This is a genomic window from Bacillus sp. FSL H8-0516 (assembly GCF_038635285.1).
Classification (GTDB): domain Bacteria; phylum Bacillota; class Bacilli; order Bacillales; family Bacillaceae; genus Bacillus; species Bacillus safensis.
The window spans coordinates 555,244-575,280 of record NZ_CP152051.1; the positions used below are offsets into that span (position 1 = coordinate 555,244).

Here is a 20,037-nt window from a genome sequence, read left to right on the forward strand (position 1 = left end):
ATGTCGATGAATGAAGGTATGGTATAAAGTAAAGCCTATAGAAAGAGATTTAGCCATGAAATCCATCAAATGAGGAAAAGAGATGATCCAATGAACATGACAAAATGGTTAGGTGCTGTCCTTCTTTCTGTTTTATTACTGGTGACAGCAGCCTGTGCGAACACAGGCACTCAAGAGAATACTCAAAGCGAAAAAGAAAACGTATCCAATGAAACAAAAGAGAAAAACAAAGCAGTTGAAACAGGGAATAAGTCCTTATCAAATATTAAGGTATTAGCCACAGGGGGGACGATTGCTGGCAGTTCAGACAGTGATACAGATACGACGGGCTATAAATCTGGTGCACTTGGCATCGATAAAGTCATCGCTTCAGTTCCACAGCTGAAGGATATTGCAAATGTCACGGGTGAGCAGGTAGCGAATGTTGGAAGTGAAAATGTTGATGATGCTCTTCTTTTAAAATTAGCCAAGCGAGTGAATGAACTATTAAAAGATGATCAAGTAGATGGCATTGTCATCACGCATGGAACAGATACACTTGAAGAAACAGCTTACTTTTTACATCTGGTTGTCAAAAGTGATAAGCCTGTTGTGGTCGTTGGCTCAATGAGACCGGCATCGGCTATCAGTGCAGATGGCCCGCTTAACTTGTATCATGCGGTGAAAATTGCATCTACCAAAGAAGCAAAGGGCAAGGGGGTCATGGTCACATTAAATGATCGAATTGCTTCGGCTCGATTTATTACGAAAGCAAACACGACCACAACCGATGCCTTCAAGTCACTTGAGCAAGGATACATCGGAGTAGTTACTGGTGAAGTGGTGTCCTTTTATAACGAACCGACAAGAAAACATACAACTGAAAGCGATTTTGATGTATCGAAGATAAAAGAATTGCCACAAGTCGATATTTTATACGGCTATCAAAATGATCAAAAATATATGTATGATGCAGCAGTAAAAGCAGGTGCGAAAGGGATTGTTGTAGCCGCAGCAGGAAATGGAACGATGTCAACAGAAGCCATCAAAGGAGCAGCAGATGCAGTGAAAAAAGATGTGGTTCTCGTGCGATCAAGCCGTACAGGTAATGGGATTGTCACCCACGAAAAAACGGATGATGAACATCACTTTGTGTCGTCTGATTCATTAAACCCGCAAAAAGCACGTATTCTGCTCATGCTGGCACTAACGAAGACAAAAGATCCAGATAAAGTGCAGAGGTATTATGAACAATATTAATGAAGAAAAAGACCCAAGTCATATTGGGTCTTTTTTTATGCATGTTCCTGATGTTCAGCACGCTCCTTTAAAGAGAGTAAAATATGTCGCCAAATATCGTCTACATCAATAAGAAAGTGCCCTGCTTGATCTATATAATGGGTTTTGACGTTTGGAATCGCCTGAGCTATTTTTTCTATTTCTACAAATGGAGCCATTGAATCTTCTTTTCCGTGCCAGACATCAACAGGGATTTGAATATCTTTCATAGCGAATGCCCATGGTTTCGAGAGTAAAATGGGTTCACGAATACATTCATCCACCGATTGACGAGTCGCTTCGTATAAATGTGTCATCATCATCTCTAACTGCTCATCGGTTTGAAGGAATTGCCGATCCCACGGATGTAAATGCTTGTTCCCGTTTTTGGCCAGATTCTTAAATTTCTCTGGTTTGTTCTCAATCATTTTCTTCTGGGAACGATAGCTTGCTTTCAATAGCCAAGGAAACTTCTTACTAAGGAAAAAAGCCAATTTGTTTTCTTTCAGCATAGCTTTAGGAGTTTTCCCGTTCTGAAAAGGGGTTGTACTTGAGATCAGAGCGGCTGAAAGGATGCGATTCGGCAATTGATAGGCACAACCAGCTGCGAATGCACCGCCTCCAGATACACCCATCACTGAAAAATGTTGAATGCCAAGATCATCTGCCACTTCCAGCACGTCTTTTGCCCAATCTAAAATTGTACGGTCAGGTAGAGGGGTGGATAAACCAAATCCAGGTCGATCCAAACAGATGAGACGAATGCCGAGTTCTTGAGAGATTGGATCATCATCTAAAAACATCACTCTTGATCCAGGTGTCCCATGAAAAAAGAATACTGGAAACCCTTCAAGATCACCGTATTGAGTCAAACCGATGTACCGGCCATCTTGTAAATGAATGCTTTGCATATTTTCATCCCCTTAATAGTTTAGATAACTTAAATGATGATGAGAGAAACACCGTATTAAGGCGCTTCTTTTGCAATCTGATAGATTTTTTCGTGTAGAGATAGTAATGTTTTTAAATCTTCTTTTGGAAGTTTTGCATAATATTTTTGTATAAGGTGCAGTTGAATGTCTTCCGTATTCTTGTGATAGTCATGGCCCTTTTGAGCAAAATCAACAATGATTTCTCTTCGGTTATGTGGATTAATTTCTCGTTTGACATAGCCGAGCTTCTCAAGCTTTGATACAAGCTGGCTAGCTGCGCTGGCAGAAATCGAAAAGTAATCAGCTAATTCATTGATTGTTCTCGTTTTCGTGCGCAGCAGCTCAAGTGTCAGCTCTTGTTTGGCTGATAAATCTGCATACTCATGTTTTAAAAATCGCTGATACTCTTCTACATAAATTGAGCCTAGTGCATTCGAGTATTCAATGATCTTTTTACCGTAATGAATGATTTCCTCATCCAATGACATCACCTCTCTTCTATTATAGGCAATCTTGATATTTAAGTGAAGTTAAATATAAAGAAAAGTTAAATGAATGACGGATATACTTGAAAGGGAGATCACCGGTATATCCACTTTTTCATCAAAAAGGGACAAAGAATACTTCCCATGATTCCCGCACATTCATAAAATGTCGTTGGCTTGAATTTGAACACGTAGTACGCCAAAGTAGCCATGAAAAGGTCGCAGAAGAAAAATACGTATAAGTCCTTTTTGGTGATAGCACAAATGACTGTTCTGTTAGTTTTCACATGAATCACTCCTTATGAAGTCCAATGCCTTTTTCATTGTATTATGAGGAAAAACCATTTATAATAAAAAAATAAACCAACTGGTCGGTTTTATTTTGTTCGTATGAAGAAATGCAGGGTAGAAAGGGATTGTGACACATGACAAGTACACAAAGCGGGGCTGGAAAGAGTGAGAAGACGAAGCAAAAAATCGTCACCGCTTCTCGTGATTTATTTGCGAAAAAAGGATATTCAGAAACATCCGTGCGCGATATTTTAGAGGCTGCTGAGGTGAGTAAAGGCAATCTCTATCATCATTTCAAAGGAAAAGAGTTTTTGTTTCTTCATATTATGGAAGAGGATCACCGTTTGATGATGGAAACATGGCATGAGGAGAAAAAAACACAGCACCGGGCTGTCGATAAGCTCGCTGCATTTGCAGAGATGCTCAGTCAAATGGGCATTAACTACCCATTAATGAGAGCGAGTGAGGAATTTTGTGCCAGTGCTTTTACATCAGACGAAGTCATGGAGCGGCTGAACAAGATTGATGTCGATTTTGATGATGTGATGAGAGATATCTTACTTGAAGGAAACAAAGATGGCAGCTGGTCGATCCAGCATGTGGAGTCAAAAGTGAAAATATTACTTTCCGTTTTTTATGGATTAGACGTGTTATATAAAAATGACACCATTGAGCAGAAGAAAGAGTTACAAAAAGAGGCGATCTCATTGTTTATTCACGGAATCAACCATCATGAGTAACAAGTGAGTCAGTAAAGGGGAAACAAACATCATGCAAAAACCGATTCGTGAGCAAAAAGCAGTACTCGTGATTTTATTAAGTAATATATTTATTGCGTTTTTAGGCATTGGTCTCATTATTCCTGTCATGCCGCTATTCATGAATGTCATGCATCTAACAGGGAGTACGATGGGATACCTTGTGGCGGCGTTTGCCGTTGCCCAGCTCATCGCATCACCTATTGCAGGGAGATGGGTAGACCGCTACGGAAGAAAGATTATGATTGTGTCTGGGCTGTTTCTATTCGCGTTATCAGAACTCGTTTTTGGTCTTGGAACACACGTGTACGTCCTGTATGTTGCAAGGCTTCTAGGCGGTATTAGTGCGGCATTTATTATGCCGGCTGTCACTGCATATGTCGCAGATATTACGACCGTTCAAGAAAGATCAAAGGCGATGGGCTATGTCTCTGCGGCCATTAGTACCGGTTTTATCATCGGCCCGGGAATTGGCGGGTTTATAGCAGAATACGGCGTACGCCTGCCATTCTTCTTTGCGGCAGGAATTGCGTTTATTGCCGTCATTTCGTCTATGTTTATGCTGAAGGAGCCTTTAACAAAAGAAGAGCGAGAGAAGCAAATGAATGAAGTGAAAGAATCGACTTTCTTTAAAGATTTGAAAAAATCAATTCATCCAAGCTACCTCATCGCCTTTATCATTGTGTTTGTCCTCGCATTTGGACTATCTGCATATGAAACAGTCTTTAGCTTGTTCACAAATCATAAGTTTGGATTTGGTCCAAAAGATATTGCCGTCATCATTACCGTCAGTTCGATTGTGGCAGTCATCATCCAAGTACTTGTGTTTGGTAAACTGGTAAATACCCTAGGAGAAAAAAGAGTCATTCAGCTATGTCTGATTATCGGGGCTGTCCTTGCTTTCGTTTCAACCGTTGTTTCAGGCTTTTTGGTTGTTCTGATTGTCACATGTGTCATTTTCCTTGCGTTTGATTTATTGCGTCCAGCATTAACGACCTTCTTATCCAAAATCGCTGGCAACCAGCAAGGATTTGTCGCAGGGATGAACTCTACCTACACAAGCCTAGGTACGATTTTCGGGCCGGCACTTGGCGGCATTTTATTCGATCAAAATATTCATTTCCCATTTTTATTCGCAGGTGTTGTCTTATTTCTTGGATTAGGCTTAACCCTTATTTGGAAAGGGAAGGCAACGGTTGAATCTGATTAGATTAGGGGCTCTAACTAGGGCTCTTTTTTTTGTTCCTTTTGGATAGATTTTTGAAAATAATCACAAGGGCCCTGTTGATAAGGTGTTATTCATGTTAATCTAATACATGTTTTACCAAATACAGGAGGAGGATTTTCAATGCAAATTAAAGAGATTTTTTTTATTCGGTGTATCTCGTGTTTGAGTGTTGTGCTCATTCATGCAATAGCCATTTTATCTAGTCCTCAATCATCATCGATTCTTGTAGCACTACTCATGTTCAGTACACCGAGTTTTATTTTCATTTCTGAGTTTTTATTGGCGCATGCTTATCCAAATCGTACACCTAAAGGATTTATGTGGAAGAGAGTGAAAGCCATCTTTTTCCCATTTGTATTTATTGGGATTGTCGATGGATTTATGCATTCGGCATCGTTAAATGGAGGGGCAGCTGACTTTTTTAAAAGAGCTTCAGCAAATGTCTTATTGGGAAATTATATTGGTTATTTTGTTCTGATTATTTTTCAATTTTACTTTTTGCATATGTTTTTTCACAAAATTGCTAAGCGTACCTCAGCCAAATGGGTATTGCCGATCTCCTTTATCATCACAGTTGGTTATTTAAGTGTCATGAACCTCGTCAAAATCCCACAACCTCAATTACCTAATCCAATGTTTGGCTTAGAATGGATTCCATTTCCAGGGTGGTTATTCTATTTTTGTTTAGCCTATTATTGTGGAGTGAATTATCAGCAGTTTATCACAAGACTTCATCGTTTTAAGTATGCCGTGTATGGACTTGTTTTGATTTCCGCAGCGACCCTTCTAAGCAATTCATATGTAGGCTTTTTCGAGCCTTCTTCTAAGAGGCCAGACGTTGTTCTTTATACAATCAGTATTGTCTTCTTATGTTTTCTCTTGTTTTCTAAAGTGAAAAGCGTTCCACCTTTCGTAGCTGTCATTAGTCAATATTCATTCACCATCTATTTGCTTCACGGGTATTTTCTAGGTATCTCTGTGTTGCTATGGGGACAATTAAAAGATTATCCATTCTTTGTAGGGACAATCATAATATCAGCACTAGCAATTGCTGGATCTATCCTATTGTCATGGTTAGCGAATCATTATAAATATGGCTATATGTTTGTCGGTAAAATCAACAGAACGAGACGAAAAACAGTCGCTTAACCCTGATATGGAAGGGGAAAGTGACAGAAGAAGCATGAGTAGAATAATATCATCCAGAATGTAAGAGACCTTTTAAATGAGGTCTCTTTTTTAAAAAAATTACGCCTTTGATGCAAAATCCCTTTTTTGGCAAAGAATTCTCTATGTCAGCTGCTTTTTCTTTATAATGGAAGGATAGGAGGGAGCATCGTGCATCTATTGAGGCAGCAAAAGACACCATCAATGAAAAAAGGAATTCGGCAGATCGATCCGGCATATCCAGTGTTTGTAGATGCGGTCATGGATGGTTTTATCCAAGGAAATCTTTATGTAGATAATGCAGAGCAGCCGCTTGTTTATTTTCTCGAAGCTTCATGCGGCATTTATTATGTTGCAGGAAGAAGTGAAGTGGAGCTGTTACGCTGCTCAGTCTTCATTGTGGATGTGTACGAAAGGCAGAAAAGACAAAACGGCCGATTTACCATATTTTCAGCAAATCCATTAACAGATGCGATGATGAAAAAATGTCTTGGGTCACATCTGAATGAGATGGAAAGACATGCGTACGTTTATCCACAGGCACATTCTCATGCCACTCAGCCTCATCCAGGCTATAGAGTAGAGCGGACAAATGAGCAGGTGATGACTGCAAGCAGGACTTTTCCTCCTAGCTATTACGAAGCCTATTGGGGAGAAACAGCTCGTTTTCTATCAAAGGGAATCGGGATTGCCATTTTAGATAGAGAGAACGTGGTCAGTGAATGCGTCTCTATTTTTTCAAGTATGGATCGTGCGGAGATAGATATTTGGACAGATGAGTCTTATCGCGGAAAAGGTTTGGCGCTGCTGGCAGCTCAGCATATGATCAGCACCTGTCTTGAAAAAAAGAGGACACCGCATTGGGATTGCGATGTCCATCACCTAGCTTCAATCAAACTGGCAGAGAAGTTAGGCTTTCAGAGGCTCAAAACCTATCGATTGTTTTATGGTTCAAGATGAGAAGGTTTTGAGATACCAAGCATCCATTGCAGAATGCTCAGAGCCTTCAAGCGGTTCTGAAAGAAGAGAAAAGCCATATCGCTGATAAAGGCCTATAGCTGCTGTTAATTCCCGGCGGGTTTCTAAATAACACGCTTCGTAGTATGTAGAGGCATATTCCAGCGCCGTATCCATCAGTTTTTTGCCCGCACCTTTTCCTTGTGCTTTTGGACTTAAATAAAGCTTTTGTAATTCACATACTCCCTTTGTAAATGGAGCAATCCCTACACCGCCCACAATCTCACCCTGCTCTTCAGCAATCCAATAGGCTGCATGAGTCAATGATTGATAGTATTCGAAAAGCTGGTCAAGTTGGGGATCAGTGTAGGCTGTTCCTTCAATCGCTAGATTCGCTGATTCTAGTGACTGGCGGATAATCGCTGCGATATACGGGTTGTCTTTTTGCTCAATGGGTCTAATGTTCATTTGAAGTACCTCCATTGTTATGGGTTAGGAGTTGATATCACATGTTCTGGCTGCAAACCGCCTTTTTTACGATCGTTGTCTTGTGTCTCTCATGGTGGGCAGGGAAAAGACGCCGGCAGCGCCATGCGGGGTTCATTGTCCCAATATGCTTGATTTTATTTGGTTTGGTTTTATTGATTGTTAGTTTTTTTATTGGCAGATGGGAAGGCATGGTGCTTAGTCTAGCGAGTATCTCTATCGTTCTCTCTTCCATCATTTGTTTAATCATCGTCACTGGGATTCAATTTTTTAAAAAAGATGACCCTTCTTAAGCAGGAGCATCTGTATTCATCATGTTTTTATATTCTTCACGAAGGATGCCCATGATGATGACATCTGAGTATGTACCGTTGAAATAGAGCGCTTGGCGTCTTTTTCCTTCATATTGAAATCCGGCTTTCTCATAGCTTCGAAAGGCTCTTGGATTGTGGGAAAAGACTTCAAGCTCTAGACGGTTGAGTTCTAATGTGTCAAAGGCAAATGCTTGAACCATCCGAACAGCTTCAGTGCCATAGCCTTTTTGAAAATACTCTGGCCCGTGAAGCGCAATGCGGAAGCTTGCCGTATGATTGATTGGATCAATGTCCACAATCGCCGCATCTCCAATCATCTCTTTCGTGTCTAGTAGACAAATGGCGAAATCTCGTCTGCTGTCATCCTGCAAAAAGCGAGTATAGGCGGAGCGAATTTCTTCTAGTGTGAACGTTTTTCGTGTACCAGTCATATGAAGTGTTTCTGCATGCTGACACCCTCTTTGAATACCAGGATAATCTTGCTCTTCAATCGGTCTCAAAAATATACGAGTCATGACGGATCACCCTCCTCTATATATCGAGAGATTTCAACTAAATTCAGATCAGGATCACGGATATAAACAGATTCAATGGGACCTAATGTACCGGTGCGTCTGACCGGTCCCTCTTCAATCGGGACCACTTGCTTCCGGAGGTGAAGCAGCAAACTGTCCATGTCTAAATCGGTGATAAAGCACAAATCATGAGATCCAGGAAGAGGATGAGCCGCTTTTGGCTCAAATTCATGACCAGCTTCATGAAGGTTGATCTTCTGTAAACCAAAACGAAGCGCTTTACGGCCTTCACCAAAAGTTTCTTCCTTCATTCCTAATACGTTCGTATAAAAGCGAATGGTGTCCTCCATATGTTGTACAGTCAACACGATATGATCAAGTCGTCGTATCATCAGTCTCTCCTCCAAGTATGATCATTGATTGAACTGACTCTATTATATCATCACCTGAAGAGGATACCTTATTTAATCACGGTTTTATAGCTCCAGCTTTCCAAGGACATTTCCTTTCCGCGCAGTACCCTTTCATCAAACTCCATCCAGCCATTTTTTCGGTAGAAATGACGATTGGCCTCGTTGTGCGTCATCAGTGTGAACAGTCCGCCGCCTTGCCGGGCGATAAAGGGAAAAAGGCATTGCTTTAACATGCGGCTTCCGAGTTTTTTTCCTTGCTGGTCTTTTGCCACGACAAGTGCTTCTAAATACCAGTAAGGCTGCTTTAAGGAAGAACATGCTTTTTTGGCCTCCTTTAACACACGGAACACATGCTGAACCGCCGATATACCGCCAATGAAGAGCAGCTTTAACCCACCTGATAACACATAATCCATGACGCTTGGTTCAGGAAGACGCGGATGCTTTAAAAGGGCAGCAGACACAATGTTCTCGTTTTCAACCCCGACCAAACAGATTTGATGCTGAAAATACACCTTTGTATTGACCAAATGCAGCTGACGAGCGAAAGCAGACCGGTTTGAGACCTTTTCACATAATAGGTCAAAAAATGAATAGTCCTGAAACGAATCATCTAACAACTCTGCCACTTGAGGCAGTTCATCCTCTCTAGCAAGTCTAAAATGAAACATATAATGGTCCTCCTTTACTGAACACATATAGATTATTGAACATGTGTTGAGTATAATAAGAAGTAAACCAATCGAACATCGGCAATGGATGAGATCCTGTTCATAAATAGACATTTGGCGCCTGATTGTTCAACAATGGAGGGGATGTCATGAAGGACAGACGAACAATCAAAACAAAAAGAGCCATTCGGGAAAGCTTCCTTGAGCTGTTAAAGGAAAAGGAAGTGCAGCAGATTACGGTATCAGAGCTATCAAGGAAAGCGGATTTAGGCAGGGGAACCTTTTATTTGCACTATCAAGATGTGTTTGATTTATATGAACAGCTTGAGAAAGAACTATTCGATCAGCTCGGGGGGTTATATGATGAAACCTTTCCAAGTCAGGACCCTCTTGATATGCTTTCCTTTTTAAACAAAACGACGGAGTATTTGAAAGAGAATCAATATATGTTGACGTTATTTGTAAAACCAAATGGTCCAACGACAAACCAATTCAAAGCATTTTTCAAAGAAAAAATCATGAAAGAGTGGCAGCTTGATCAGCGGCCGATTACAGAGAATGAGCAAATAGAGGCCTCTTTTGTCGTGTCTGGTGTCGTGGGTGTACTCGAGGAATGGATTCACGAAGAAATGACCATTGATGCCGGCAAGCTCGCGCATAAATTATACGAACTTCTTCTCAAGGTGGAACAGGAATCGTAAAAAGTTATGTAGCCTTTGTCTTTCCTTTTTGATAAAATAGAATATATGTTCTTATTTGAAGTAAGGGAGTGGTGGGAGTGAGTGAGAAAAGGAAGCTGCTTTTTTATGGGGCGATGAGTATCGATGGATATTTAGCGAGAGAGGATCACCGGCTCGATTGGCTGATAGGGACAGAGGGCGAAGAAGAAACGAGCTACGACACCTTTTATGCGTCAGTCGATACGCTGATCATGGGGCGCAATACATATGAACAAGTGCTTCAGCTGTCACCAGATGAGTTTCCTTATGAAGGAAAGACATGTTATATCATGTCACGTACGTTACAAGACAGTCTGGAAGGAACCCATATCATTCGCGAAGATGTCTTATCATTTGTGAAAAAATTAAAGAATGAAACAGGTCGGAATATTTGGATTGTCGGCGGCGGGGGACTGCTTCAATCTTTCATAAAAGAAAGATTGGTTGATGAGCTTTTTCTTCAAATCGTACCTGTCATCATTGGAAGAGGAATTCCTCTCTTTTCGCCGGCGGATCTTGAATCCAAGTTTTCATTACAGGAAGTAAATCAATATAAACAAATTGCTGAAATGCATTTTATCTTAAAAGAAGAGGATCACTGAACCAAGGTGGTCTTTTTTTTATGAAATAAACTCGTTGACAAGAAAATATCCTAGTGTTAGGATAAATTTATCCTAGTTTTAGGATTTCTTGAAAAAGGAGTAGTTGCCATGGTGCAGCATGATCATGAATTAGATTTAAGGCTATTCCGCGTGTGGATGAAAGCCTATCAAGCCCTTTTTACAAATATCCAAAAAGACATTGAACGTTATGATATCGGATTTGAAAACTTTCAGATCCTTGAATTGCTCTACAGTAAAGGGCCTCAGCCTGTTCAAAAAATTAGCGATATCCTCTCAATCCCAAGTGGAAGCATGACATATGTCGTGAACAAACTAGAAAAACAAGAACTGGTGAAAAGGCAATGTGCGCCTTCAGATAAGCGGGTATTTCATGTACGGCTGACGGAAAAAGGGAAGCAATTGTTTGACGATATTTTCCCTAAACACACAGAGGTCATTTCGCAAAATCTAGCCTTTATTGAAAAAGAAGAAAAAGAGCAGCTCATTGAATTACTAAAAAAAATCGGTTTAGGTGCAAAACAACTTCGCGAAAAGGGGAAACAAGATGACACTCAGCTTTGATACATTGGTACGTGAAAGACGATCTGCATCAAATTTTTTGCCAAATATCTCGATTTCGAGACAAGAGCTTAACAGCATATTTGAAGAGGTCAAGTTGGCACCATCTGCTTTTAACTTACAGCATACACAATATGTTGTCGTCCAAACAGAAGAGCTGAAAGAACAAGTAAGAGAAGCGGCATTTGGACAATATAAAGTGCACTCTGCTTCAGCAGCGATCATCGTACTCGGAGATCCAAATGCTTATGAGCACGCAGGGAACATATATGAAGGCCTGAAAATGCTAGGCATTTTAAATACGCAGCAATATGAAGAAATGGTCAGAGAGACCGTGAATTTTTATGAGCAGAGAGGAGCAGATTTCCAGAAGGAAGAGGCGATCCGCAATGCTTCCTTATCTGCCATGCTGTTTATGCTTGCGGCTAAAAATAAAGGCTGGGATACTTGCCCGATGATCGGTTTTGATCCCGAAGCATTGAAAAAGGTATTAAACATTCAATCAGATTTGGTTCCTGTGTTAATGATTACACTTGGAAAAGAAAAAGTAGAGAGCAGACAAGCGAGAGGCTACAGAAAGCCAGTTTCTGAATTTGTGACATATTTATAAGATAGGGGGTTCCAATCATGGAACTAGGAATTAGTACATTTGTCGAAACAACACCTGATTTTCAGACAGGAAAAACAGTCAGTCACGCACAGCGTATTCGAGAAGTAGTAGAAGAAATTATTTTAGCAGATCAAGTCGGTCTCGATGTATTTGGCGTAGGTGAGCATCACCGTGAGGATTTCGCCGCATCGAATCCAGCAGTCGTCTTAGCGGCTGCAGCCACACAAACAAAAAATATTCGTCTGACAAGTGCAGTGACAGTCCTTTCATCAGCAGATCCTGTTCGTGTATTTCAGGATTTTGCAACCTTAGACGGACTATCAAACGGACGTGCAGAAATTATGGCAGGCCGTGGTTCATTTATTGAATCATTCCCGCTCTTTGGCTATGACCTGGACGACTATGAAGAATTATTTGAAGAAAAGCTTGATTTGCTGCTGAAATTACAGCAGTCAGAGCGTGTAACATGGAGCGGAAAGCATCGCCCATCCATTCAGGATGTTGGGGTGTACCCAAGACCTGTTCAAGATCCGCTTCCAATCTGGATCGGCAGTGGAGGAAACCGTGAATCGGTCGTACGTGCTGGATTACTAGGGTTACCCCTTGTACTTGCCATCATTGGCGGAAGTCCTAGACAGTTCGCACCGCTCGTTCAGCTGTACAAGCAAGCGGCAGTGCACGCTGGACATGATCCTGAAAAATTAACTGTAGCATCACATTCTCATGGATTTGTTGCGGCAGAAACAGACCTGGCAGCAGATCAATTTTTCCCATCCACACAGCATGTGATGAACACATTAGCGAGAGAGCGAGGCTGGGGACCTTATACTCGTTCTACGTTTGACGCAGCGAGAACTTTAGAAGGGGCGCTGTATGTAGGAGATCCAGATACCGTGGCAGAGAAAGTCATTCACCTTAGAAAAAATGTAGGCATCACACGTTTTATGCTTCATGTACCGGTTGGTTCAATGCCGCATGATCAAGTGCTGAAAGCCATTGAGCTATTTGGAAAAGAAGTGGCTCCTAAAGTAAGAGAAGAAGTTGCCCGCTGGGAAGCAGAGCAAAAATAAATAAAAAGGCCGATCAAGAGAATAGGCTTGATCGGCCTTTTCTTATGCTTAAGGATCAGTGATACATGGTTTTACTGTAGGGCATTTGGCAGCAGAAGCAAATGGTGTGATTGCCAAGGAGAAGAGGAAAACAAGTTGAAAACAGATGAGCCATTTTTTCATGAAAACACCTCCGTTCACAATTGTTTCACTAGATTGAGATGAGGATAAATGCATAGAAGTATGTAACGCACTCTATCCAGCATAAGACAATGATATCATAATTTTCAAAAAAATGAAAAAATAAACTTACAAAAGTTCTAAATTATGGTATAGTTTATACGTTCAACAAAAAAGGGAGGGATTTTTTTGTGAAAAAGGTCATGTCTTCTGTTTTGGTTGGAGTAATTGTCTTAACGGGTGCTGGGGTCACAACTGCTCCAGTGGAAGCAAAGGAGCAAACAAACAGTGAAGTAACGGCTCAGGCCAGTCGAACTGTTTCAGTAACAAGAACATATACGACATCAAACATCCCAGAAAGTATTGTATATGCAGAGGATGGCTGGGTAGGGATTTTAAAACAAACCTCTATTGAAGAATTAGGATTAGGAAAATATAGAGTCACATTTACTGGAACAGTGGTACGCGATCCGGCATTTAATTAAATAAACGTAAAGCTGACAGGTGGACAAGCCTGTCAGCTTTTTTCATGAGGATAATAAAGAATCATTTGCATCCGTACCATTTGTTCTCCGGTTTGTTTATACGTGTGCGTCCGGTCCGCTTTAAAACGAATAGAGTCTCCGGCTTTTAAGGTGTATTGTTCATCACCAATGGATAAATCAAGGACTCCCTCAAAAACAGTGATCAATTCCTCTGTTCCCCCAATGTGTTCACTCGCACGAAGCGACCCGCCTCGATCAATTTCCACTCGGTACATTTCAAATTTCCCCCGGTCATCGAAAGGGAAAGTCGTGTATACACGATATTTTCCATCATCTTCAGTTAAAACCTGTGCATCTTCCTTGCGTACTACCTTGATTTCAGGCTGTGGTGCGTGAATGAGCTCACTAAAAGATACCTTTAATCCGTTGGCGATTTTCCACAAAGTCGTGATGGTAGGGGTCGATTCTCCTCTTTCAATTTGTCCAATCATCGTCTTGCTGACACCAGTTAATTCTGCCATCTTTTCGAGGCTTAATTTTTTTTGATCTCTAAGAAGCCTCACATTTTTCGAAATAATCGATTGTACGTCTTCCATGAAAAAAGCTCCTTTCTCTATTTACTTTATAAAGACCGAACGTTACAATAAAACGTAATATACGCAATAAAGTAATTAAAGTCTAAATAACGTATAAGGGAGGCGGCATTTTGATTGTATCCATGTTGATTTATGCTTTTGTTAGCAGCTTTACCCCAGGGCCCAACAACATCATGGCCATGGTCTTTACGAATAAATATGGGGTCAAGCAAACATTTCGATTTTGTTTAGGTGTAGGTATCGGATTTCTCGTCATTTTGTGTTTGAGCTGCTTCTTTAATCTCATTCTTTATCAAGTGATGCCGAAAATAGGCTGGGTCATGGCGTTCATCGGAGCTGCATACATGATTTATTTAGCGGTCAAAATCATGAAAAGTAAAGGCGGGAATGACGAAACACTTGATCGCTACAATCATTTTATCCCTGGTATGATGCTGCAATTTATCAACCCAAAAGCGATCTTGTATGGATTGACTGTGATTTCAACATTTGTTTTGCCATATGGACAATCTAATATGCAGTATGTCATATGGACGCTGATTCTCGCACTCATTGGCTTTCTCGGTACATTCAGCTGGAGCTTATTTGGCTCTTTGTATAAGCGTTTTTTGACTGCTTACGAAAAACCGTTCCAGTATGTGATGGGGCTGCTTCTGATATACAGTGCGATTTCGATGATATGGGGCTATGTGATGTAAGTAGTCAGGAGCTTGGCAGCTGTCTGCCCATCACAACAGTATCATAATATAATCCGTCACTCAGCCGTTTATCGTTTTTTAATACGCCTTCAATCAAAAAGCCGTGGTTCTCATATAACCGAATGGCTTTTTGGTTCGTTTCCAGCACTTGAAGTGACATCTTCTGAATACCCTGCTGATCTGCCCAGTCGATTGAAGCAGCTAAAAGCTCTTTCCCGATGTGATAGCCCCAAGCATCTTTCTGGATGGCGACGCCAAATGTCACTTTGTGAGCAGAGCGCTTGAGTGAATGGCCCTCGCATCTTGAAAAACCAACAATTTTTCCTTCAATAGCAGCGACCAAAAATAAATGCCGGCTTTGCTTGCTATCCTCTTGAATCAAAGCCTCAAATGCTTTTTCATCAAGAAAGGCTTCGCCTGGTTCACGGTCTAAATATTCTGTTTCACCATCGATTTTCAGTCTGAGAGATGATAACTGCTTGGCATCAGCCGCTGAAGCGGACCGAATATGATAGGTCAACCCACGAACTGTGAATATTTTTTCAGAGATGATCATGAAATAGAACACCAACCCTTCTTTCTAATATGTCTATCATACCTGAAACGTGTACATCGCACACTCAGATGTTTTGTATCTTTCAAAAAGGCTAAATGAATAGTATCAAATGTGGAGGTGGAACAAATGAGTAAAGAAAAAGGACATATGGATAAAGCGAAAGGAAAAACAAATCAAGTCAAAGGTCAAGTCAAAGAAAAGCTTGGTGAAGCAACCGATCATCAAAACCTGAAAGCAGAAGGGAAAAAGGATCAAGCAAAAGGAAAGCTTCAAGATAAAAAAGGGGATGTCAAAAATAAGCTGAACGAGTAGAACCGAAACCAGTGCGTTGCTTCATGTATTCCTCATCACGTGTCTTTCATCAAAAAAATGAATAGATGTGTGAAAAGAATTGATTATACGCTCTCACGATCATCATGTAGACTTGAGAGAGAAGACATAATCAAGGGAGATGGATGAAATGGAGCAAGTGTGGGGAAAAGTTGACGAGTATATCACAGACAAGTTGATTCCTAAAGATGACGTATTGGAGCAAACCCTTACTCATAATAAGCAAGCGGGTCTGCCAGAAATTGATGTGTCACCAGTCCAAGGGAAAATGCTTTATTTATTAGCAAAAACGAAGAATGCAAAGCGCATTTTAGAAATCGGGACACTCGGTGGATACAGTACTATTTGGCTGGCGCGTGCTCTTGAAGAGGATGGAGAACTCATCACATTAGAGGCTGTCAGCCATCATGTACAGATCGCACAGCAAAACATCAGCAGAGCGGGCTTATCGGAACGGGTGAGCATTTTGGAAGGAAAGGCATTAGATACGTTATCTCAGTTAAAAGAGAAGGCTGCGCTTCCATTCGATTTGATTTTCATTGATGCAGATAAACCGAACAATCCGAAATATCTGAAGTGGGCGTTACATTTCTCGAAAAAAGGAACAGTCATTATTGCAGACAATGTCGTCAGAAATGGTGCAGTCCTTCATGACTCTGATGAGGATGAACGAGTACAAGGAACTCGTGAATTTTTCGATTTACTCAAACAAGAACCGAGAATAGAGGCAACAGCGATTCAAACTGTTGGGGAAAAAGGTTATGATGGATTTGTATACGGAATCGTCAAATGAAACAAAGCTTAACCACATGTGGTTAAGCTTTTTCTTTTAGAAAAACCATCTAGCAGTGCCCATCAGCATGACGCCGACAAGAACAGTAAGTGACAGGCTTTTTGTCCAAACAGCAATGAGTACAGTAGGAGTCAAGACAGCAAGATACATCCAGTGAATGGTGACGCCTGTGCCTGTTGATGTATGGATGAAGAGATGCTCTGCAATCAAAGCTGTAAAGATACAAATAGGAATAAACGATAACCATTTCAGCACCACTTCAGGCAGCTGAATACTCCGTACAAATATAAAGGGTACGACTCTCGGAATGACGGTGACGATCATACAACCAACAATGAGCCATAACATAAAGCTGCTAATCATTTATCTGTCACCACCCCAATAGTTGCGACAAGTACAGTTGCTATGAGAACAGCCACATGTGATGGAACAAAATGAAGCAGAACAAACATAGCAATGACCATATACAACACAAGCGACAGGCGATGAGTTAACTTATTTTTGGGTACTGTCTGTAACGAAAGGACTAACAGTGCAGCAAACATCGCTGATAAAGCAAAATCAAGACCAAGCGCTTCAGGATTTGAAATCCAATGTCCAAAAATGCCGCCAAGTATGCAGGCCGCAATCCAGCATAAATACGCCGTTAAGTTCAGTCCGTGCATCCACCTGTTATTCAGCTTTCCTTGCTGCGCTAATTTATTTATCGCTACACCGAAGGATTCATCAGTCAGCAATAGACCGAATCCTATATTTTGTTTCACAGAGTAGCGTGTGAAATGAGGAGCAAGCGTCAGGCTGAGCAATAAATGCCGCAGATTGACAATAAATGTGGTGAAAATAATAGCGGAAAGGGGACTCCCTGTCACAAGCAGTGCACAGATAATAAACTGTGAAGCACCTGCGTAAATAAAAATTGATAAAAGCGCAATATCCCATATACTTAACTGTGCGCTAATTCCAACAATTCCGAAGGCAAACCCAATACTCATATAACCGAGCAGGGTTGGCACACAGTCTTTTATTCCCTCGAGAAACGGTTCATGTTCCGTGCTGGGAATGTGTTTCCTCGCTTCAATATCCAACGTCCTCTACTCCTTTTCTCCGTGGCCACCTATAGTTTTACTTACTATATGAAAACGAATTCAGCATGTCAATACCCGTTTATCTTCTATTATATGAAGAAAAATGATGACAAAAAAGGATTGAAGTCAACCAGAATTTGTTATAAAGTAGTCTGAAAATAAAAATAAATGAGGTGACGACAATGCTATGGAAGCCTTTATTTGAACATGATGTACCAAACACCCTCCGTCCATAACGGAGAGTGATCTCCGTTTGTGGATATGGCGATCAATATATCCAGTAACGGAGGGGAAAAGATGAAGGAAAAATATATAGGCGCCCTTTACCTAGCAATCGCTGCAAGTATTTGGGGCGGCATGTACGTTGTTGTCAAAGTAACAGTAGCGGTGGTTCCGCCGCTTGAGCTTGTATGGATGAGATATGCTGTAGCAGGAATCGTGCTGGTATGCACCATTTGGCGCTTGGGCTATTCCTTTCGATTAGATAAAAAAGATATCCCGCTTGTTGTCATGATCGGATTGATCGGAAATTTCCTATCAATTGTGACCCAAGAAATTGGCACCATGTATACGTCGGCACAAATGGGGGCTGTGATTACATCTGCGACCCCTGCTTTTATGGTGCTGTTTGCGTTCTTTCTATTAAAAGAAGCCATGACTGTTCGAAAGTGCGCATCCATCCTGCTTGCTACAGCAGGTGTATGGCTCATGATTGGACCAGTCGCAGTGCACTCAGATGAATTTGTTGGCGGTCTTTCATTAGTTTTCGCTGCTTTAACTTGGGCACTGATGTCTGTTTTGCTGAAACGAGTTCCAGGAAAATACCCTCAAGTCGTGACGACCACATATGCGATCATCATTGCATTCATTGTCTTAACACCAGCTGTTTTATTTCGCTTACCTCATCTAGATGTGGAGCAGATGGCAAGGCCAGAGATTTGGGGCGGCATTCTCTATCTAGGCATCATCTCAACAGCTCTAGCATTCTTTTTGTGGAATAGAGGGCTTCAATTGATGGATGCCTCGAGCGGCGGTCTGTTCTTTTTCTTTCAACCGATCGTAGGGGCAGCTCTCGGCTGGCTGCTTTTAGGTGAAGAGATGGGGATACGCTCATTCATTGGGATTTTATGTATCTTTGCAGGAGTCTATACTGTACTGCGTCAAAAGGAATAAGAAGAGATGTCCCTTATAAAAGGGGCATTTTCTTTAAAATGGATAGGGAAGAGAGTAGAGGTTGGGGGGAAGCAGAATGATACAATTTCCGCATTTGCAAAAAGGACAAACAATTGGCGTCACAGCACCTTCCTCAGGTGTACAGCCATCTTTGCATGACATGTTTCAGCTTTCATGTGAACGAATGAAACATAGAGGATACGATGTCATATGTGGAGAGACGGTCTGGCAGCAGGAAAAGGCAAAATCTGCGCCTGCGATAGAACGAGCAAACGAACTTCAGTACATGATGACATGTGAGGAGATTGATCACATCATCCCGCCATGGGGAGGACAGCTGCTTTTGGAAGTATTAGAGCACCTTGATTTCTCATCGATGAAAAAAAAGTGGATTCTTGGTTACTCAGATACGAGTGCACTTCTGCTGGCGTTAACATTAAAAACAGGCATTGCCACAGCGCATGGACCGAACTTAGTCGATCTTCAGGGAGAAGAGCTTGATCAAATGACTGTTATGTGGGAAGAAGTACTTTCAACAAAAGAAGAAATGGACATAAGCCAGTTTTCTTCATCTATGTATCAAAGGGAATGGCAGCGTGACGATCCGATTAAACATGTCTTTCATTTAACAGAACCTACTGCATGGCATACGGTTGATCCACAAGAAAAGATGGTAAAGGGCAGACTGCTGGGTGGCTGCATTGATGTCATACGTCATTTAGCAGGGACACCTTATGGGGACGTCAAAGCTTTTCAGAAAACATTCATAAAAGATGAACCAATTCTTTGGTATTTCGAAAACTGCGAATTAAATGCTGCAAGCGTGAAGAGATCGCTTGTTCAATTAAAACTAGCAGGTTGGTTTGATCACTGTTCAGGTATGATGTTTGGGCGTAGTGCAGTAAATGTGCCTGTTGAAGGGTATCAGTATCAGGATGTATATGAAGAATTACAAAAGGAATTACAAATCCCCATTTTTTACGACATAGATTGTGGGCATGTCCCGCCGCAAATGACGCTGATTAATGGGGCATATGCAGAAGTACAGCTGCATCCTCAAGGAAAAGCCGTACTAAAGCAAACATTTTTAGCATAAAAAAGGAAAGGG

Annotated in this window: 27 protein-coding genes; 17 read left to right on the forward strand and 10 right to left on the reverse strand. The window is 41.2% G+C overall.

Going from position 1 to position 20,037, the window contains the following annotated elements; translation table 11 throughout:
* Positions 1 to 90 precede the first annotated feature (90 nt).
* Positions 91 to 1,239, forward strand: coding sequence for a type II asparaginase (locus tag MHB67_RS02710; RefSeq protein WP_044335118.1), 1,149 nt, complete (start codon positions 91 to 93; stop codon positions 1,237 to 1,239).
* A 35-nt stretch (positions 1,240 to 1,274) separates the two neighbouring features.
* Here MHB67_RS02710 and MHB67_RS02715 read toward each other — a convergent pair whose 3' ends face one another.
* Together MHB67_RS02715 and MHB67_RS02720 are read right to left on the reverse strand one after the other, a co-directional pair.
* Positions 1,275 to 2,168, reverse strand: a complete 894-nt coding sequence (locus MHB67_RS02715) for an alpha/beta hydrolase (RefSeq protein ID WP_044335120.1) — start codon at positions 2,166 to 2,168, stop codon at positions 1,275 to 1,277.
* A 56-nt stretch (positions 2,169 to 2,224) separates the two neighbouring features.
* Positions 2,225 to 2,677, reverse strand: a complete 453-nt coding sequence (locus tag MHB67_RS02720; protein ID WP_044335122.1) for a helix-turn-helix domain-containing protein — start codon at positions 2,675 to 2,677, stop codon at positions 2,225 to 2,227.
* Positions 2,678 to 3,099: 422 nt separating this feature from the next.
* On the opposite strand from MHB67_RS02720, the gene MHB67_RS02725 reads away from it, so the two are divergent.
* From MHB67_RS02725 to MHB67_RS02740, 4 genes are all read left to right on the forward strand, one after another.
* Positions 3,100 to 3,705: a TetR/AcrR family transcriptional regulator gene (locus tag MHB67_RS02725; protein WP_024427803.1), complete on the forward strand. Its 606-nt coding sequence runs from the start codon at positions 3,100 to 3,102 to the stop codon at positions 3,703 to 3,705.
* A 31-nt stretch (positions 3,706 to 3,736) separates the two neighbouring features.
* Entirely contained in the window at positions 3,737 to 4,933 is a 1,197-nt protein-coding gene (locus tag MHB67_RS02730) for an MFS transporter (protein ID WP_103132691.1), read from the forward strand.
* A 138-nt stretch (positions 4,934 to 5,071) separates the two neighbouring features.
* Positions 5,072 to 6,100: an acyltransferase family protein gene (locus MHB67_RS02735; protein ID WP_103132692.1), complete on the forward strand. Its 1,029-nt coding sequence runs from the start codon at positions 5,072 to 5,074 to the stop codon at positions 6,098 to 6,100.
* 189 nt (positions 6,101 to 6,289) lie between these two features.
* A complete protein-coding gene (locus MHB67_RS02740) occupies positions 6,290 to 7,078 on the forward strand; it encodes a GNAT family N-acetyltransferase (RefSeq protein WP_342492764.1) in 789 nt (262 codons plus the stop codon).
* On the opposite strand, the gene MHB67_RS02745 is transcribed toward MHB67_RS02740, so the two are convergent.
* Complete coding sequence (locus MHB67_RS02745) at positions 7,070 to 7,543, reverse strand: GNAT family N-acetyltransferase (RefSeq protein WP_024427799.1); 474 nt, start codon at positions 7,541 to 7,543, stop codon at positions 7,070 to 7,072. The two genes, MHB67_RS02740 and MHB67_RS02745, sit on opposite strands and share 9 nt — an antisense overlap.
* 41 nt (positions 7,544 to 7,584) lie before the next feature.
* Between MHB67_RS02745 and MHB67_RS02750 the strand changes: the two genes are divergently transcribed.
* Positions 7,585 to 7,854 (forward strand): YesK-like family protein, encoded by a 270-nt coding sequence (locus tag MHB67_RS02750; RefSeq protein ID WP_024425418.1) that lies wholly within the window; start codon positions 7,585 to 7,587, stop codon positions 7,852 to 7,854.
* Here MHB67_RS02750 and MHB67_RS02755 read toward each other — a convergent pair.
* The 3 genes from MHB67_RS02755 to MHB67_RS02765 all read right to left on the reverse strand — a co-directional run bounded on the left by MHB67_RS02755 (position 7,851) and on the right by MHB67_RS02765 (position 9,474).
* Positions 7,851 to 8,390: a GNAT family protein gene (locus MHB67_RS02755; RefSeq protein ID WP_342492765.1), complete on the reverse strand. Its 540-nt coding sequence runs from the start codon at positions 8,388 to 8,390 to the stop codon at positions 7,851 to 7,853. The two genes, MHB67_RS02750 and MHB67_RS02755, sit on opposite strands and share 4 nt — an antisense overlap.
* On the reverse strand, positions 8,387 to 8,782 hold the full coding sequence (locus MHB67_RS02760; protein WP_342492766.1) for a VOC family protein: 396 nt from the start codon (positions 8,780 to 8,782) through the stop codon (positions 8,387 to 8,389). Before MHB67_RS02760 ends, MHB67_RS02755 begins: the two co-directional genes overlap by 4 nt.
* A gap of 68 nt (positions 8,783 to 8,850) precedes the next feature.
* On the reverse strand, positions 8,851 to 9,474 hold the full coding sequence (locus MHB67_RS02765; RefSeq protein ID WP_073204022.1) for a GNAT family N-acetyltransferase: 624 nt from the start codon (positions 9,472 to 9,474) through the stop codon (positions 8,851 to 8,853).
* A 149-nt stretch (positions 9,475 to 9,623) separates the two neighbouring features.
* Here MHB67_RS02765 and MHB67_RS02770 point away from each other — a divergent pair, with 149 nt between their 5' ends.
* The 6 genes from MHB67_RS02770 (at position 9,624) to MHB67_RS02795 (ending at position 13,698) form a co-directional block, all read left to right on the forward strand.
* Positions 9,624 to 10,175 carry a TetR/AcrR family transcriptional regulator gene (locus tag MHB67_RS02770; protein ID WP_024425422.1) on the forward strand — a complete coding sequence of 184 codons (552 nt, stop codon included), beginning with the start codon at positions 9,624 to 9,626 and terminating at the stop codon, positions 10,173 to 10,175.
* A gap of 77 nt (positions 10,176 to 10,252) precedes the next feature.
* On the forward strand, positions 10,253 to 10,795 hold the full coding sequence (locus MHB67_RS02775; protein ID WP_024427796.1) for a dihydrofolate reductase family protein: 543 nt from the start codon (positions 10,253 to 10,255) through the stop codon (positions 10,793 to 10,795).
* 108 nt (positions 10,796 to 10,903) lie between these two features.
* Positions 10,904 to 11,377 carry a MarR family transcriptional regulator gene (locus MHB67_RS02780; RefSeq protein WP_041116800.1) on the forward strand — a complete coding sequence of 158 codons (474 nt, stop codon included), beginning with the start codon at positions 10,904 to 10,906 and terminating at the stop codon, positions 11,375 to 11,377.
* A complete protein-coding gene (locus tag MHB67_RS02785; RefSeq protein ID WP_283859901.1) occupies positions 11,361 to 11,984 on the forward strand; it encodes a nitroreductase family protein in 624 nt (207 codons plus the stop codon). The genes MHB67_RS02780 and MHB67_RS02785 overlap by 17 nt, the downstream gene beginning before the upstream one ends.
* A 17-nt stretch (positions 11,985 to 12,001) precedes the next feature.
* Positions 12,002 to 13,054, forward strand: coding sequence for an LLM class flavin-dependent oxidoreductase (locus MHB67_RS02790; protein WP_024425426.1), 1,053 nt, complete (start codon positions 12,002 to 12,004; stop codon positions 13,052 to 13,054).
* Positions 13,055 to 13,404: 350 nt separating this feature from the next.
* Positions 13,405 to 13,698, forward strand: a complete 294-nt coding sequence (locus MHB67_RS02795) for a hypothetical protein (RefSeq protein WP_270125915.1) — start codon at positions 13,405 to 13,407, stop codon at positions 13,696 to 13,698.
* Between the two features lie 32 nt (positions 13,699 to 13,730).
* Here MHB67_RS02795 and MHB67_RS02800 read toward each other — a convergent pair whose 3' ends face one another.
* Positions 13,731 to 14,294, reverse strand: a complete 564-nt coding sequence (locus tag MHB67_RS02800; RefSeq protein ID WP_024425428.1) for an XRE family transcriptional regulator — start codon at positions 14,292 to 14,294, stop codon at positions 13,731 to 13,733.
* A gap of 110 nt (positions 14,295 to 14,404) precedes the next feature.
* Here MHB67_RS02800 and MHB67_RS02805 point away from each other — a divergent pair, with 110 nt between their 5' ends.
* The gene (locus MHB67_RS02805; protein WP_234107604.1) at positions 14,405 to 14,992 is read left to right on the forward strand and encodes a LysE family transporter; all 588 of its coding nucleotides are present in this window, start codon (positions 14,405 to 14,407) and stop codon (positions 14,990 to 14,992) included.
* Between the two features lie 4 nt (positions 14,993 to 14,996).
* Here the strand turns inward: MHB67_RS02805 and MHB67_RS02810 are convergent, their stop codons facing one another.
* Positions 14,997 to 15,548 (reverse strand): GNAT family N-acetyltransferase, encoded by a 552-nt coding sequence (locus tag MHB67_RS02810; protein ID WP_342492767.1) that lies wholly within the window; start codon positions 15,546 to 15,548, stop codon positions 14,997 to 14,999.
* A gap of 126 nt (positions 15,549 to 15,674) precedes the next feature.
* Here MHB67_RS02810 and MHB67_RS02815 point away from each other — a divergent pair, with 126 nt between their 5' ends.
* Together MHB67_RS02815 and MHB67_RS02820 are read left to right on the forward strand one after the other, a co-directional pair.
* Positions 15,675 to 15,860 (forward strand): CsbD family protein, encoded by a 186-nt coding sequence (locus MHB67_RS02815; protein ID WP_024427790.1) that lies wholly within the window; start codon positions 15,675 to 15,677, stop codon positions 15,858 to 15,860.
* Between the two features lie 148 nt (positions 15,861 to 16,008).
* The gene (locus MHB67_RS02820; protein WP_342492768.1) at positions 16,009 to 16,671 is read left to right on the forward strand and encodes an O-methyltransferase; all 663 of its coding nucleotides are present in this window, start codon (positions 16,009 to 16,011) and stop codon (positions 16,669 to 16,671) included.
* 36 nt (positions 16,672 to 16,707) lie between these two features.
* Here MHB67_RS02820 and MHB67_RS02825 read toward each other — a convergent pair whose 3' ends face one another.
* Together MHB67_RS02825 and MHB67_RS02830 are read right to left on the reverse strand one after the other, a co-directional pair.
* Entirely contained in the window at positions 16,708 to 17,034 is a 327-nt protein-coding gene (locus MHB67_RS02825; protein WP_075610950.1) for an AzlD domain-containing protein, read from the reverse strand.
* A complete protein-coding gene (locus MHB67_RS02830; protein WP_024427788.1) occupies positions 17,031 to 17,756 on the reverse strand; it encodes an AzlC family ABC transporter permease in 726 nt (241 codons plus the stop codon). The genes MHB67_RS02825 and MHB67_RS02830 overlap by 4 nt, the downstream gene beginning before the upstream one ends.
* 297 nt (positions 17,757 to 18,053) lie before the next feature.
* Here MHB67_RS02830 and MHB67_RS02835 point away from each other — a divergent pair, with 297 nt between their 5' ends.
* The gene (locus tag MHB67_RS02835; protein WP_024425435.1) at positions 18,054 to 18,929 is read left to right on the forward strand and encodes a DMT family transporter; all 876 of its coding nucleotides are present in this window, start codon (positions 18,054 to 18,056) and stop codon (positions 18,927 to 18,929) included.
* A 76-nt stretch (positions 18,930 to 19,005) separates the two neighbouring features.
* A complete protein-coding gene (locus MHB67_RS02840; protein WP_342492769.1) occupies positions 19,006 to 20,025 on the forward strand; it encodes a S66 peptidase family protein in 1,020 nt (339 codons plus the stop codon).
* Positions 20,026 to 20,037: the final 12 nt, after the last annotated feature.